Origin of the sequence: Candidatus Accumulibacter sp. ACC007, assembly GCF_907163205.1 — a bacterium.
GTDB classification, from domain to species: domain Bacteria; phylum Pseudomonadota; class Gammaproteobacteria; order Burkholderiales; family Rhodocyclaceae; genus Accumulibacter; species Accumulibacter regalis.
The window spans coordinates 150,047-164,333 of record NZ_CAJQUD010000006.1; the positions used below are offsets into that span (position 1 = coordinate 150,047).

Consider the following 14,287-nt stretch of genomic DNA (forward strand, 5'->3'; position numbering starts at 1 on the left):
CTCCTCCGTGAACAGATCGATGAGATTCTGCTGAATGACGCCGCAGTCCTCTTTTCCCGCTGCGACTGACTGATCACTATAGGCAATCGCCGACACTTGTAAAAGTTGCGCTGCAGCAATTGGTCGGGGGCGGCGGCTCGCGAGCTCGGATGGCGATTGCGCAGCGCGCCGGCATGGCATGTGCGCTCGCAACAACTACGCTGTAAAGATTCGATCGCGGTTTGTGATAAGCGGCATGTCAGCAAGCATTGTTTTTTTGCTGCGCTGCAGCATATGAAGGTCAACGGATGTCGTCGCGAGACGTTAGAGTGCGCATTGGCGCAAATCCGCCAGGCATCCCGCCACGAAAAAAAAAGGAATCATGTGTGACGAAACCAAGCAATCACCCGCTGCGCTTTGCGCTCAACTACGAGCTGCATGCCCGCCCCCCGGAAGCGCTGAGCATCCCCGAGCAGGCGTCGTATCTGGCGCTGGCCACCGACCCGGCGAACCGGCAAGCCGAGTACGACAGCATCGTCGAGCTATGCACGCGCTACGGTGTCACTGCGCCGGCACCCGAGGTCAACCACTTCAAGGTCGACTTGGGCACCTTCCGGCTCAAGTGGGAGCGACGCGCCGAGTGCACTAGCTACACTTTCTTTCGTCAGGGCGAGTCCGGCGACCCCTTTGCCCAGCCGGTAATCGCCAGCGTGCCGCGGGCCTGGCTCGATCAGCTGCCGGGCCAGGTGCTGGTGGCCGCACACGTCGCGCTGCGCAAGGCACCGGCGGCAACGCCGGACAGCGACGAGCTGGCCAACCTGTTCGAAGGCAACCTGCTCGTCGGCGGCCGCGTCGGTGACGGCGTCGCCAGCGTGCGCGCCGACTTTCGCATTCACGCGGACGGCTTCAGCCGCTTCCTGATCGACGACATCAGCCTTACCCCGCGCCAGGCGGGACGAATGGTGCAGCGCTTGCTGGAGGTAGAAACCTATCTGATGCGCGCGCTGCTCACCCTCCCGATCGCCAGGGCCACCCTGCCGGTGCTGGCCGATGCCGACCACCAACTCTCGGCGCTGCTCAACGAAATGGTTGACGTCAGCGGTGAAGACGAACCCGCCCTCCTCGACCGGCTGACGAGGCTTGCCGCCGTCGTCGAGGGCACCATTTCGTCCACTCTGGGCAAGATTTGCGCGGCGCGCGCGTACCAGGATCTGGTCGAACGCCGCCTTGCCGAACTGCGGGAGGTGCGTGTGGAAGGCGTGCAACCCATCGGCGAATTTGTCGAGCGCCGCCTGCTGCCGGCGATGAGCACCTGCGAAACCGTCGCCAGGCTCCAGGACAGCCTGTCGGAACGGATCAGTCGCGCCAGCGAGATGTTGCGCACGCGCGTCGACATCGCCTTGCAGCGGCAGAACCAGTCGCTGCTCAGCACCGCCGCCCGACGCGCGAAACTGCAGTTGCGTCTGCAGGAGACGGTGGAAGGATTGTCGGTGGCCGCGGTCAGCTACTACGTGGTCGGCCTGGTCGGCTATGCCGCCAAGGCCATCAAGGCCGCTGGCGCGCCGGTCAATCCGGAAATCGTCACCGGGATCGCGATTCCGATCGTGGTGATCGTCGCCGCGCTCGGCGTGCGCCATATCCGGCAGCTGGTGCAGCGCGCGGTCACTTGACGGGTTTGCTCCAGGTCTTGGTTTCGATGGTGAAGATCCCGGCGGGGCCGATCAGGACGTGGTCGATGTTGAAGCCATCGCCCGTGAGGTCGTGGAAGACGTGATAGCCGTCCTCCCGCAGGCGCTCCAGGAACTGGCCGACCGCTCGTTCTCCTTCAATGCCTTGGTGGAGTGCGTGGAAGCGGAGCCGCAAGCGCCAGAATCTCCATGCGACAAACGCCAGCAAACCGAGGGCGAACGGCGAGAAGAGTTTAGGCCGGGGTGGCCGATCGGTGTAATCGCTCCACCACTCCAGCGACGTTACAAGGAGAAAACCGATCGCCACGAGGCCTGGTGTTTCCAGCTTGTCTCCAAGCAGTTTCCGGCGTGCAGAAAGTCGCGTCGGGAATTCAGCGCCACAGCCGCGTGCACGTCATTGCGAGGAGGCGTAGCCGACGTGGCAATCCAGACGTTTTGATTTTCGCTCGGCTGATGTGGCGCACCAGTAGTCAGAGAATGGAACTGGATTGCCGCGTCGGCTACGCCTCCTCGCAATGACGGCGGCTGGGGAATGGTGGCCCGGGTTTGGCGACGCGGGCAACGGTATGGACCAGGCGAATTCCAGCCGCCCTGCGGTTTCACGCGGCTGTCAGGGTCGCTGAAAGTCTCATCAAGAATGCAGCACTACAGTAGTGACTGCCCCGCGTTGCGCAAGGGCGTGTCCTTCAGCGGCGACCGTGTATTCGCCTTCTATGTGGACTCCGTGGCACTACCGTTCAAGTCGCCGGCAATCAAGCGGAACTGCTCCAGCGCCGCTTCGAGGTCTTCGACGATTTCCTGCGCGATCACTTCGGGCGGGGGCAGATTGTCGCTGTCGGCGAGGCTGTCGTCCTTGAGCCAGAAGATGTCCAGGCTGGCCTTGTCGCGGGCGATCACTTCGTCGTAGGCGTACACGCGCCATCGGCCGTCGGGGCCGGCGCCGCCAGCGGTATCCGCTTGCTCGCTCCAGGTGGCTGTGCGGTCGTGGCGGTTGGCCGGGCGATCGGCAGGCTCGCCCGCACGCCGCCCCTGATACAGGCGGACGAACTCGTCCAGATCGGCGCGCTTGAGCGGCCTGGTCTTCAGCGTGAAGTGCTGGTTGGTGCGCAGGTCGTAGATCCACAGCTGGCGGGTCCACGGCGTCTGGCTGGCCGGCTTCTTGTCGAAGAACAACACGTTGGCCTTCACGCCCTGCGCGTAGAAGAGGCCGGTCGGCAGGCGCAGCAGCGTATGCACGTCGCACTCGTGCAACAGCTTGCGGCGGATGGTCTCGCCGGCGCCGCCTTCGAAGAGCACGTTGTCGGGGACCACCACCGCGGCGCGGCCGTGCGACTTGAGCAGCGTCTTGATGTGCTGCACAAAATTGAGCTGCTTGTTCGATGTCGTCGCCCAGAAGTCGTCGCGCTCGATCACGTCCTTCTCGGTGCTGCGCCTGCCGTCGGCGCCTTCGATCTGCGTGCTGCTCTTCTTGCCGAACGGCGGATTGGCGAGGACCACGTCGAAACGCTCGCCGGGGTCGGCGGCCAGGGCGTCGGCGACGACGATCGGCACGCTGGTCTCCGAGCCGATGCCGTGCAGCAGCAGGTTCATCGCGCACACCCGCGCCGTACCCTGCACCAGCTCCCAGCCGCGAAAAGCGCCTTCCTTGAGGTGGCGTTTCTCGTCGCGGGTAAGGTTCGGATAGTTGCGGGTGATGGCGTTGTGGGCGGTGAACAGGAAGCCGCCGGTGCCGCAGGCCGGATCGCAGACCGACTCGCCGGGTCGCGGCGCGATGGCGTCGACCATCGCCTGGATCAGCGGCCGTGGGGTGAAATACTGGCCAGCGCCGGACTTGGTGTCCTGCGCGTTCTTCTCGAGCAGACCCTCGTAGGCGTCGCCTTTTACATCGGCACCGAGCGACGACCAGTCTTCCTCGTTGATCAGGTCGACGATCACCCGTCGCAGCTTGGCCGGGTCCTGGAACTTGTTCTGCGCCTTGTTGAAGATCAGCCCGAGCGTGCCTTTTTCGCCGCCGAGCCGTTCGAGCGCGTGCCGGTAGTGGTCGAACAGCTCGTCGCCGTCGCGCGTCAGCAGCTCTGGCCAGGCGTAGAGCGCCGGGATGATGCTCGGCTGCCGGTACGGCGGGCGCGAGCGCTCGTCGGCCATCTTCAAAAACAGCAGGTAGGTGAGCTGCTCGACGTAATCGCCGTAGCTCATGCCGTCGTCGCGCAGGACGTTGCAGTAGTTCCAGAGTTTCTGGACGAGGGTGTTTGCGTTCATGGTTCAGGCAAGGAGTTGCTCGACCAGCGAGCGCGGTGAATGGATGGTGACGCCGCCGAAGGTCTGCCCGTAGCCAGGGCCGAAAAGCGTGCGATCGCCGGTGACCAGGACCTCGCAGCCGAGCCGGATCGCCGCGGTGAGGACCGGGCGGTCCTTCTCGGGCAGCCAGTTCAAGTCCTCGCTCTGCTCGGCGGCCGGTGTTGCTGCGGCGATTTGCAGATCCGCCAGCAGCGCATCGAGCACGTCGAGCGCCTCTGGCCCCTTGGCGGCCAGGTTGCGCCGTGCCTCGGTGACGACATAGGCGTCGGCCCGGCAGTCATGGCCATGATCGACGAGCAACTGCAGCATTGCGCGCACGGCACCGTCGGACTTGGCGGCGGAGAACAGGATGTTGGCGTCGAGAAACACCCGCATGGTGCGGTGTTTTCAGCGCCTGGCCGGCGATGCCGGCGTGGGCCGGTTGGCGAGCAGCTGCGCCAGTTCGGCCTCGGCCTCGTCGAACTCGCGCTCGCGTTCGGACGTGTAGATCTCGACCGGCAGGGTGACTGCCGGGCGCAGCAGCAGGCCCTCGGGCGTCGTCTCGGCGATCAACTGGTCATCGGCCTTAAGGCCGAGCGCCTGACGCAGCTTGGCCGGCAGCGTGACGACGCCGCGGCTGGTGATGGTGACGGTGGCTTTCATGGTTGCAGATTAGCAGAAAAGCAGGAACGCAGAAACGCTGCGACCGCGGGGGCACCGACGGGTTTTTGCCTACGCAGTGGCAGCCGCGTGCTCGCTCTGGCCCGCGCAAGTCGCTCCCGGCGGCGCGAACGCCTGCGCCAGCACGGCCTGCCGCAATGCCTGCGCGCGCTTTAGGTTGGCATCGACCTCGGCCTCGACTTCGCGGACGACAGAGAGGCGGCGGTCGACTTCGGCGACGATTCGGTGTTGTTCGGCGAGGGGCGGCAATGGGACAGGGAAAGCGCTCAATTTCGTCAAATTGATCGACGCCAGATTCGTTGTCTGTTTTCCCTCGCGCTGGAAATAGTCCTTGCCAAATGAGTTTCCCCACCACGACACGAGTTTAGGGGCGATGTCCTGCGACACAAGCCGCCCGCGAAACACATGGTTTTGATGAATACACTCGGCCAACTGCCCTTCCCATATCCACCCGCGCCCGAGTTTGTCGCGGTCACCTCCTTCGTTGAACAGAATGTCGCCGGGCTGAAGGCGCAATTCCTCAATGTCATTCGCCGGTGCGTTGATGGTCTTTACTTCATTGAGGTCGAGGTAACCACGTTGCACATTGGCGACGCGCAGGTATGACACGGTTCTGGCCGTTGGGTCTTGGCGTTTGCTGTCGACCGTGATGCCTCCTTTAAGCGCTGCAATTGAATCGAGGCGAGCCCATGTCCAGCCCTCCGGTAAATCGGGCAAGTCAGTGGTGTCGAGCGCGGTAAGTTCCTTGTGCTTGCCCTTTCCCTGTGACTGACTGCGGCGGTTTTCCAGGATGCGTCGCAGTAGTCGGTCGCCGCTCTCGTAATCACGCCCCTCGTTGTGGGCAAGTTCGGCTTCGGTTGGGACGAGCCGGCCCTCGACGGCGGCTTTGAGGACGGCGGCTTTGTAGCGCTTGAGGTTGGCCTTGACGCGCTTGAGGTTGGCGACGGCTTCGTCGAGACGGGAAAACTGCTTTTCGATTTCGGCGACGATGCGGTGCTGCTCTTTGAGATCGACCAGCGGAATCTTGAAGTCGAGTAGCGCGTTGGTTTCGATCGACGCGACGGTTGTCCCATGCTTTGCACATTCGTTGAGAATTCGCCGGCTGGCGGCCCGTACAGCGAGCGCAACGTACGTCGGCGAAACACCCGGTTTCGGTGCGAGCGCCTTCAAGTCCTGATTGATCGTAACCGGTAGTCTGGTAATGGCAACGGGCAGCGTATGCGCCAGGATGCCACTTCGCGTAACGAACAGAATGGACCCCGTGGGTATGAGCGATACGCGACCTTCGTCCAGTGCAGCCGCTGTGATGTGATCTTCGGACGAGGTGACTTCGTCAACCTTCATGTCCTTCGGTGAAACCCACGGAACCGTGCCATTGGTCCAGTAGGTAGAATTTGCTTTGGAAGGCGTGTTGCCGCCGGCCCACCTGCCAAGATCGCGGAGCCGTACCATCCTTGGGTCGTTCACGCCGCCAACTCCCTGTTCAAGTCCTCAATCACCTTCGGCAACTCCACTCCAAAAATCTGATGCACTCTCGCCAGCCCACCGCGCTGGTCAAACGGTGCGTAGCTGAAGTCCTCCGCCTCGATGCCGAGGTTGGACCCGATGTGCTCAGCCATCTTCTCCAGCCACCAGCGTTGCTCGTCGGTGAATCCCTTGCCTGCCGCCTCCTGCTGCGTCATCCACGCCTTGAAGTTGGCGGCGACGCGCTCGGGGTAGGGCACCAGTTCGTTCTCCTGGTGCATCGCGTAGCGCACCAGAGAGACGAGGTCGGTGAGGATACGCCGCTGGCTGGCGCCGCGCACCCTGTTTCCTCCGCTGGATTTGTCGAGTGCCGCGTAGGCCTGCCAGAGCTGGCTTTCGGTCCATAGCTGCGGCGGCGCCTGCAGGGTGTCGGCGAGCGCCTGCAGGTCGGCGAAGCTGAGCGGCGCGCGGGTCGGGCGGTTGTAGAGGATCTGCAGCGCGGTGATCTCGTCGCGGTGCTCGGCGATGAAGGCCTCGAAACTCTGGACGATGCCCTGCGCGCGCTCGCGGGCGGCTGCGGAATACTCGGCGCCGAGCAGGCGATCCTGGGTGACGATGTCGATCACCAGTTCCTTCTGTGCTTTCAGGCTGAGTAACAGCTCGCGCAGTTGCGGGTTGGCGAGTGGCTTGACCGCCTGGCGCAGCGCGTCGTCGGCTTGCTGCGCCGAGCGGTCGCTGCTCGGGTTGATCGCTTGCACGATGGTGCGCGACAGCTCCTTCAGGTCGACGCCGCCGGCAGTGCTGCGCACCCTGGCGCGTTCGGCGTCGCTGATCTGCGCTTCGAGGCGCGACAGGCGCAGCGCGACGCTGGAGAGCACCTCGGGTTCGACGTTGCCGAGGCTGACCGCCTGCAGCAGCGCCTTCAGCGGCACCGATTTTTTCTGGTCCATCGGCCGTGAGTCGGTCTTGTCGCGCTCGCAGACGCCGACGCAGTCGACGATCACGAAGCGGTCCTTGTGCACGTGCTCGCCGGGGGTGACGCCGCGCAGGTCGTCATCGCTGACGATGCGCACGCCGCGGCCCTTCATCTGCTCGAAGAAGCTGCGGCTCTTGACGCTGCGCATGAAGACGACGATCTCGACCGGCTTGATGTCGGTGCCGGTGGCGATCATGTCTACGGTAACGGCGATGCGCGGGTAGTAACTGCTGCGGAAGGCACGGATCAGGTTTTCCGGCGTGTCGCCGGTGCTGCGATAGGTGATTTTCTGCGCGAAATCGTTGCCGCGACCGAACTCCTGGCGAAGGATTTCGACGATCGCCTCGGCGTGGTTGTCGTCCTTGGCGAAGACCAGCGTCTTGGGCAGCTCGCTGCGCTGCGGAAAGAGGTCGCGCTGCCAGTTGTCGCGCAGCGTGCGGGCGATGGTGCGGATCTGGTCGGGCGTCTGCACGCTGCGGTCGAGCTCGGCCGGCTCGTACTCGAAGTCGTCGTCGAGCTGCCAGTCGCGGCGGGCGCGGGTGGCCTTGTCGCGCACTTCCAGCCAGTAGCCGGCTTCGACTTTGGCGCCGGCTTCGCTGACTTCGGTGCGGATGCGATAGACGTCGTAGTTGACGTTGACGCCGTCGGCGACCGCCTGCTCGTGGCCGTATTCCATCACCAGGTTCTGGTTGAAGAAGCCGAAGGTCTGCTTGTTGGGCGTGGCGGTGAGGCCGATCAGAGAGGCGTCGAAGTACTCGAGTACCTGCCGCCACAAGTTGTAGATCGAGCGGTGCGCTTCGTCGGTGACGATGATGTCGAAGGTCTCGATCGGGATCGCCGGGTTGTAGTCGATCGGCTCGGGCTGCTTGAACAGGGCGTCGATGCCGGCAGTGCTCTGCTCTTCGTCGTCCACGGCCAGTTCGCGGCCCTTGAGCATCGAGTACATGCGCTGGATGGTGGCGATGCAGACGCGGGCGGTGGTGTCCAGGTGGTTGCTGGCGAGATGCTGGACGATGTACTCCTCGCCAAACTTGAAGTTGTTGACCGGCGAGACGTACTGGTCGAACTCCTTCTTCGCCTGGCGGCCGAGGTTGCCGCGGTCGACCAGGAACAGCACGCGGCGCGCGCCAGCGTACTTGATCAACCGGTAGATGAAACTGATCGCGGTGAAGGTCTTGCCGCTGCCGGTGGCCATCTGGATCAGCGCGCGCGGCTTGTTGGCGGCCAGCGAGCGCTCGAGGTTGTGGATGGCGGTGATCTGTGCCGGCCACAGTTGCTGCTTGCTGAGGCCGTCGCCCCATTCGCTGAGCAGCTCGGGCATGGCGCGGACGCGAGCGAGGAAGGTAAGCGGTGCGAAATCGACGTGCAGAGCAGTGCTGCCGCTGCCGGTGGTGAAGACCGGCGTTTGCGGCAGCGCCTTGAGCCATTCGCTCAGCGTTGCCGGCTGGTGGAAGGCGAAGACGTTGCGGGCGCGTGGCTCGGGGTCGAGGCCGTTGCTGAAGTGCGTTTCGGCGCCGGTCGATTCGTAGATGAAGGGCAGCGGCCGGCGCCACGCCGGCAGGCTGCGCGGCAGGCCCAGCGCGTAACGCGCCGACTGGATCTCGACCCCGGTGAGCGTCGCGCCCTGCTTCTTGGCTTCGATAACACCGGCGGCCTTGCCGTCGATGTAGAGCAGGTAGTCGGCGCAGCCGTGCCCGGCTTCGAGCGGGAATTCGCACAGCGCTACGCCCCGGGCGGCGTGGATGTCGGCCGCGGCGATGCTCTGCACCGACCAGCCGGCAGCGGTCAGGAGCTGGTCGATTTGCTCGCGGGCGCGTTGTTCGGCGGTGGGCATGGCTTCTAGCCCAGCGTCCGGACGACGGGGTCGACAACGACACGCTGCGCGCAGCGCTCGCGGCGGCGACGGTAAAAGACCGCTCGCGGCGGCAGGAACATCGCTTCAACCTCCCGGTTCGGGTTCTTATTCTCGTCCAGCGTCGCGCACGGCGCAGCGTTTGGCTGGCCGGCGGCGATGAAGGTGACATCTTGCCACAGCGATGCGCGCACGACGCGGGCGGCGCGGCTTGCGGCCTCGAGGAGCCGCACGAGGAGCAGCACGAGGGCACCGCGGGGGCACCGCCGGGACACCGTTATCAACCGCGGCGGCACTTTCGCCCGACACACGGAGCAGTCGCTGCAAATGGCTTAGAATCTGCTCCTCGCGAACCTGACCCGGGCGCGGCTTCAGGCCGGCAGAGTCAGATTCTCCCGTCGACCGAGCGCTGGTCGCCAACCCAGCTGGTGAACGAATACCTATGGAAGCCACCCGCATCTGCCTTGTCCGCCATGGCGAAACATCCTGGAACGCGGAGAAGCGCATTCAGGGAAATATCGACGTCGGGCTGGACGAGACCGGAATGGCGCAGGCTGACGCCGCCGCGCAGTGGCTGGCGCCACTGGCGATGGACGCGCTCTACAGCAGCGATCTGCTGCGCGCGCGGCAGACTGCCGAGCGCCTGGCGGCGGCCCTGAAGCGGGTGCCGGTCCTGCGACCGGAGTTTCGCGAGCGACGCTACGGGCTTTTTGAAGGGCTGACCTACGAGCAGTCGCGGACCCGCTATCCGGACGTGTACGCGCAGTTCGAGGAGCGGGTACCGGATTTCGTCATTCCCTACGGCGGTGAGAGCCTGCAGCAACTCCACCTGCGTGTCAGCACCGGATTGCGGCGCCTGGTCGACGAGCATCGCGGCCAAACGATCGCGGTGGTGACGCACGGCGGCGTCCTGGACATCGTCAACCGTCTGGTGCGCGGAACCTCGTTGCGCCAAGCGCGCGATTTCCTGATCCCCAACGCCGGCATCAACTGGGTCAGCGCCAGCGGCGACGACTGGCGCATGGAAGCGTGGGGAGTGACCGACCATCTGACGATGGTCGGGCTTGACGAACTCCCCTAGCGTAGTGCTGCAGGCAGAGTGGAACATAGGCATCCCCGCCACCACGGGGGTTGCGCGCGGCTGTCGGGGTTGCTGAAAGCCTCGTCGGGAAGGCGGCAACACGCCAGCCCGCTCGTCATTGCGAGGAGGCGTAGCCGACGCGGCAATCCAGTTCCATCCTCTTGCTACCTTGCGCCGCATCGACTGCGCGAAGCGCAAAACCTCTGGATTGCCGCGTCGGCTGCGCCTCCTCGCAATGACGGTGTGTGGGCCATGAGCGCCGTGGGTGGCGACGAGGGCCGCCCCGGCATGGACCCTGCGAATTTCATCCACCACCGGGTTTTCGCCCTGCTTTCAGCAGTCGCCAAAAGCCGCGTGCACGTCATTGCGAGGAGGCGCAGCCGACGCGGCAATCCAGAGGTTCTGTTTTTCGCTCGGCTGATGTGGCGCACCAGTAGTCAGAGCATGGAACTGGATTGCCGCGTCGGCTACGCCTCCTCGCAATGACGGTGGCGGGGGAATGGCTGCCCGGGTTTGGCGACGCGGGCAGCGGTATGGACCGGGCGAATTCCAGCCACCGCACGCTTTCACGCTGCTGTCAGGGTTGCTGAAAGTCTCATCAAGAATGCAGCACTACCAGCGCCATGGCGAAACGCCCCGGCCAGCCGCGGACGACTGCCGCACCCAGGCACTCAGGCTTTCGACTGTACCGAGCGGTGGCGAGTCGCCTCGCCCATCAGCTCGAGCAGCGACGTCATCCCGTGGCGCAGGTTCCCGAGCAGGGGCTGCGGCATTCTTGCCAAGGCGCCGCGCAGGCGACCCTGCAGCGGACCAGGAATGTCCTTGACCACTTCGACGCCCTGGTCAGTTAGGTGCAGACAAACGACCCGGTTGTCGACGTCGCGCCGTTCACGACGCACCAACTGGCGCAGTTCGAGCTTGTCGAGCAGGTTGCTGGCCGTGGACGGCTTGATGTGCAGCGCACTGGCGAGCTGCGAGACGCGCAAACCGGGGCGCGCCGAAATCTGCCACAGGGCCCAGAGCTGCGAACCACTCAGGCCGTGCGTGTCGTCGATGTTCTGCATGCCGTTCTGAACCGAACGGACCAGCTCCAGCAGCTTGCCGAAGGCGTCATCCGCTCCGTCCCTGCCCGTGGCGAGCCCGTCTCGTTGACCATCGAGCGCCTGTTCTGGCGAGGCATTCAGCGCACCGCCCTTTCTTGTGTGAGTCATTGCACTAACCCCTGCGTTGCCGAAAAACTATTTTCATGCAATACTATTAGGCTCAAACCGTTTGTACAAGCGAAATTTCTCAATTCTTTCGCCAATCTTTCACCAACCTGAATATACATGGACAAAGCAATCTTCGATCAAATTCTTTCCCTCGGTTACCAGCTCTCGCCAGCGATGGCATCGGCCTTGCGCATCGGCGTCATCCTGGTGCTCGCCTGGCTGGCGATGGCCTTCTCGCACAAGCTGATCCGTACTTTCCGCATCTACATCAGCAGCAGCATGCACGATGGTGAAGAGGTGCAGCGGGCAGCGACGCTGGGCCGCGTCTTCCGCTACGCGGCGTCGGTGATCATCTCGCTGGTCGCCGGCATCCTGGTGCTCGCCGAGCTGGGTATTTCCGTAGCCCCGATCCTCGGCGCTGCCGGTGTCGTCGGCCTCGCCGTCGGCTTTGGTGCGCAGAGTCTGGTCAAGGACTACTTCTCCGGTTTCTTCCTGCTGCTGGAAAACCAGATCCGCCTCGGCGACGTCGTCGAAGCGGGAGGCAAGGGTGGCATGGTCGAAGAAATCACCTTGCGCTACGTGCGCATGCGCAACTACGATGGCCACGTTCATTACGTCCCCAACGGCAGCATCACCGCCGTCACCAACATGACCCGCGGTTTTGCGCAGGCGGTCGTCGATGTCGGCGTGGCCTACCGCGAGAGCGTCGATCAGGCGCTCGAAGTGATGCGCACGGTCGGTGCCGAGTTGCGCGCCGATGCCGCTTTCGCGGCCAGGATCCTCGACGACGTCGAGATCGTCGGCGTCGATTCCTGGGGCGATTCGGCGGTGATTCTGCGTTGCCGCTTCAAGGTTGTGGCCATCGAACAGTGGACCGTTCGCCGCGAATACCTGCGCCGCCTGAAGTCCGCTTTCGATGCCGCCGCCATCGAGATTCCCTTCCCGCATCTCACCGTCTATCCCGGTCGGGCCAAGGACGGCTCAAGCCCGGCCTTGCGTCTGTCGATGGAGGGCGCCACGCAGCACCCCGGAGGTACGCAATGAAAACCAAGAATGCCGTCGTCGCCCACAGCCTGCTCAGCGAACACGATATCTATCTCTTTCGCGAGGGCAGCCACACCCGGCTCTACGACCGTTTCGGCGCGCACGCCACCGAAAAGGCCGGCAAGGCCGGTTTCCAGTTCAGCGTCTGGGCGCCCAACGCCGAGAAAGTGGCAGTGGTCGGCGACTTCAACGACTTCCAGGCCGACAGTCACCTGCTGCATCGTCGCGGCGACCACTCGGGCGTCTGGGAGGGCTTCATCGCCGGACCGACGCTGGGCGACAGCTACAAATTCCAGATCACCAGCCGCATGGGGACGCAGGAGAAAGCCGACCCCTTTGCCCGCCAGTCCGAAGAGCCGCCGCGCAGTGCCTCGCGTCTGTGCACGCTCGACTACAGCTGGAGCGACAGCGAGTGGATGGCCAAGCGCCGGGCGATCAATGCCCTCGACGCGCCACTGTCGATCTACGAGGTGCATCTCGGTTCGTGGCGGCGCATTCCCGAGGACGGCAACCGCTCGCTGAGCTACCGCGAAATGGCTCACCAGCTGGCCGCCTACGTTACCGAAATGGGCTTCACGCACGTCGAACTGATGCCGGTGATGGAGCACCCTTTCTACGGCTCGTGGGGCTACCAATCGACGGGCTATTTCGCGCCCACGGCACGCTACGGAACGCCCGAGGACTTCATGTTCCTGATCGATACCCTGCACCAGGCCGGGATCGGCGTCATCCTCGACTGGGTACCCTCGCACTTTCCCGCCGACGGTCATGGCCTGGCCAACTTCGACGGCACCTGCCTCTACGAACACGAGGACCCGCGACAGGGTTTCCACCCCGACTGGAAAAGCTCGATCTTCAACCTCGGGCGCAACGAAGTGCGCGGCTTCCTGATGTCCAGCGCGCTGTTCTGGCTCGACAAGTACCACGTGGACGGCCTGCGCGTCGACGCCGTGGCCTCGATGCTCTACCTCGACTACGGGCGAGCGGACGGCGAGTGGATCCCCAATGAACACGGCGGCCGCGAGAACCTCGAATCGATGAGCTTCCTGCGCAGCCTCAACGAAGCGGTCTATCGCGACCATCCGGACGTGCAGACGATGGCCGAGGAGTCCACCGCCTGGCCGATGGTTTCGCGCCCGACCTATATGGGCGGCCTGGGTTTCGGCATGAAGTGGAACATGGGCTGGATGAACGACACGCTGAAGTATTTCCAGCAGCAGCCACTCTTCCGCAAGTACCAGCACGACAAGCTGACGTTCACGATCTGGTACGCATTCACCGAAAACTTCGTCCTGCCGCTGTCGCACGACGAGGTGGTGCATGGCAAGGGCTCGCTGATCGGCAAGATGCCGGGCGACGAGTGGCAGCAGTTCGCCAACCTGCGCCTGCTCTACGGCCTGATGTGGGCGCATCCCGGCAAGAAGCTCCTGTTCATGGGCGGCGAACTCGGCCAGCGACGCGAGTGGCAGCACGACGAAAGCCTCGAATGGCACGTCCTGCAATACCCGTCGCACCATGGCGTGCAGTCCTGGGTGAAGGACCTCAATCGTGTCTATCGCCAGGAAAAGGCGCTGCACGAAAGGGACTTCAGCGGTGACGGCTTCGCCTGGATCGATGCCCAGAACTGGGAGGAAAGCGTGATCAGCTTTCTCCGCTACGGCAAGCACCACGACGACACCGTGCTGGTGGTCTGCAATTTCACGCCGGTACCGCGCCATGACTACGTTGTCGGCGCACCGCGCGGCGGACAGTGGCAGGAAGTACTGAACAGCGACGCAACGGTCTACGGCGGCAGCGGCATGGGTAATCTTGGCCAGGCGGAAGCCTTGCCGCAGGCCGCACACGGCCATGGACATTCCCTGTCGCTGACCGTGCCGCCTCTGTCCGTGATGGTTTTCAAGCCGGTCCCCGAAAACCGGGCCAGCTCCTGAGCGATGGCAGGTTCAGCGCGCAAGAGGGAGGACGCCGCCCGGCCAGCGCCGCGGTCGTGCTCCGCCCTTGCATGCGCTCGACAATCCCGTCATGCTTTGCTTC

At 64.2% G+C, this 14,287-nt stretch carries 13 protein-coding genes; 5 read left to right on the plus strand and 8 right to left on the minus strand.

Annotated features, from left to right (window positions below; all coding sequences use genetic code 11):
* The first annotated feature begins 365 nt into the window (after positions 1–365).
* Positions 366–1,649 (plus strand): DUF3422 domain-containing protein, encoded by a 1,284-nt coding sequence (locus QZ634_RS14600; RefSeq protein ID WP_291989532.1) that lies wholly within the window; start codon positions 366–368, stop codon positions 1,647–1,649.
* Here QZ634_RS14600 and QZ634_RS14605 read toward each other — a convergent pair.
* From QZ634_RS14605 to QZ634_RS14635, 7 genes are all read right to left on the minus strand, one after another.
* Positions 1,642–1,974: a nuclease-related domain-containing protein gene (locus QZ634_RS14605; protein WP_291989535.1), complete on the minus strand. Its 333-nt coding sequence runs from the start codon at positions 1,972–1,974 to the stop codon at positions 1,642–1,644. The genes QZ634_RS14600 and QZ634_RS14605 overlap by 8 nt on opposite strands.
* Positions 1,975–2,378: 404 nt before the next feature.
* Positions 2,379–3,926 carry a class I SAM-dependent DNA methyltransferase gene (locus QZ634_RS14610; RefSeq protein WP_291989537.1) on the minus strand — a complete coding sequence of 516 codons (1,548 nt, stop codon included), beginning with the start codon at positions 3,924–3,926 and terminating at the stop codon, positions 2,379–2,381.
* Between the two features lie 3 nt (positions 3,927–3,929).
* Positions 3,930–4,340: a PIN domain-containing protein gene (locus QZ634_RS14615; protein ID WP_291989539.1), complete on the minus strand. Its 411-nt coding sequence runs from the start codon at positions 4,338–4,340 to the stop codon at positions 3,930–3,932.
* 12 nt (positions 4,341–4,352) lie between these two features.
* On the minus strand, positions 4,353–4,607 hold the full coding sequence (locus QZ634_RS14620; RefSeq protein WP_291989573.1) for an AbrB/MazE/SpoVT family DNA-binding domain-containing protein: 255 nt from the start codon (positions 4,605–4,607) through the stop codon (positions 4,353–4,355).
* Positions 4,608–4,676: 69 nt separating this feature from the next.
* Complete coding sequence (locus tag QZ634_RS14625) at positions 4,677–6,092, minus strand: restriction endonuclease subunit S (protein WP_291989575.1); 1,416 nt, start codon at positions 6,090–6,092, stop codon at positions 4,677–4,679.
* On the minus strand, positions 6,089–8,899 hold the full coding sequence (locus QZ634_RS14630; protein WP_291989577.1) for a type I restriction-modification enzyme R subunit C-terminal domain-containing protein: 2,811 nt from the start codon (positions 8,897–8,899) through the stop codon (positions 6,089–6,091). The genes QZ634_RS14625 and QZ634_RS14630 overlap by 4 nt, the downstream gene beginning before the upstream one ends.
* A gap of 5 nt (positions 8,900–8,904) precedes the next feature.
* Entirely contained in the window at positions 8,905–9,162 is a 258-nt protein-coding gene (locus QZ634_RS14635; protein ID WP_291989579.1) for a hypothetical protein, read from the minus strand.
* A 197-nt stretch (positions 9,163–9,359) separates the two neighbouring features.
* Here QZ634_RS14635 and QZ634_RS14640 point away from each other — a divergent pair, with 197 nt between their 5' ends.
* Both QZ634_RS14640 and QZ634_RS14645 read left to right on the plus strand, forming a co-directional pair.
* Complete coding sequence (locus QZ634_RS14640; protein WP_291989581.1) at positions 9,360–9,998, plus strand: histidine phosphatase family protein; 639 nt, start codon at positions 9,360–9,362, stop codon at positions 9,996–9,998.
* 252 nt (positions 9,999–10,250) lie between these two features.
* A complete protein-coding gene (locus tag QZ634_RS14645) occupies positions 10,251–10,484 on the plus strand; it encodes a hypothetical protein (RefSeq protein WP_291989583.1) in 234 nt (77 codons plus the stop codon).
* Positions 10,485–10,669: 185 nt separating this feature from the next.
* Here the strand turns inward: QZ634_RS14645 and QZ634_RS14650 are convergent, their stop codons facing one another.
* Positions 10,670–11,209: a MarR family transcriptional regulator gene (locus QZ634_RS14650; protein ID WP_291989585.1), complete on the minus strand. Its 540-nt coding sequence runs from the start codon at positions 11,207–11,209 to the stop codon at positions 10,670–10,672.
* Positions 11,210–11,326: 117 nt separating this feature from the next.
* Here QZ634_RS14650 and QZ634_RS14655 point away from each other — a divergent pair, with 117 nt between their 5' ends.
* Together QZ634_RS14655 and glgB are read left to right on the plus strand one after the other, a co-directional pair.
* Complete coding sequence (locus tag QZ634_RS14655; RefSeq protein ID WP_291989587.1) at positions 11,327–12,253, plus strand: mechanosensitive ion channel family protein; 927 nt, start codon at positions 11,327–11,329, stop codon at positions 12,251–12,253.
* Positions 12,250–14,184, plus strand: coding sequence for a 1,4-alpha-glucan branching protein GlgB (gene glgB, locus QZ634_RS14660; protein WP_291989589.1), 1,935 nt, complete (start codon positions 12,250–12,252; stop codon positions 14,182–14,184). The genes QZ634_RS14655 and glgB overlap by 4 nt, the downstream gene beginning before the upstream one ends.
* Positions 14,185–14,287 lie beyond the last annotated feature (103 nt).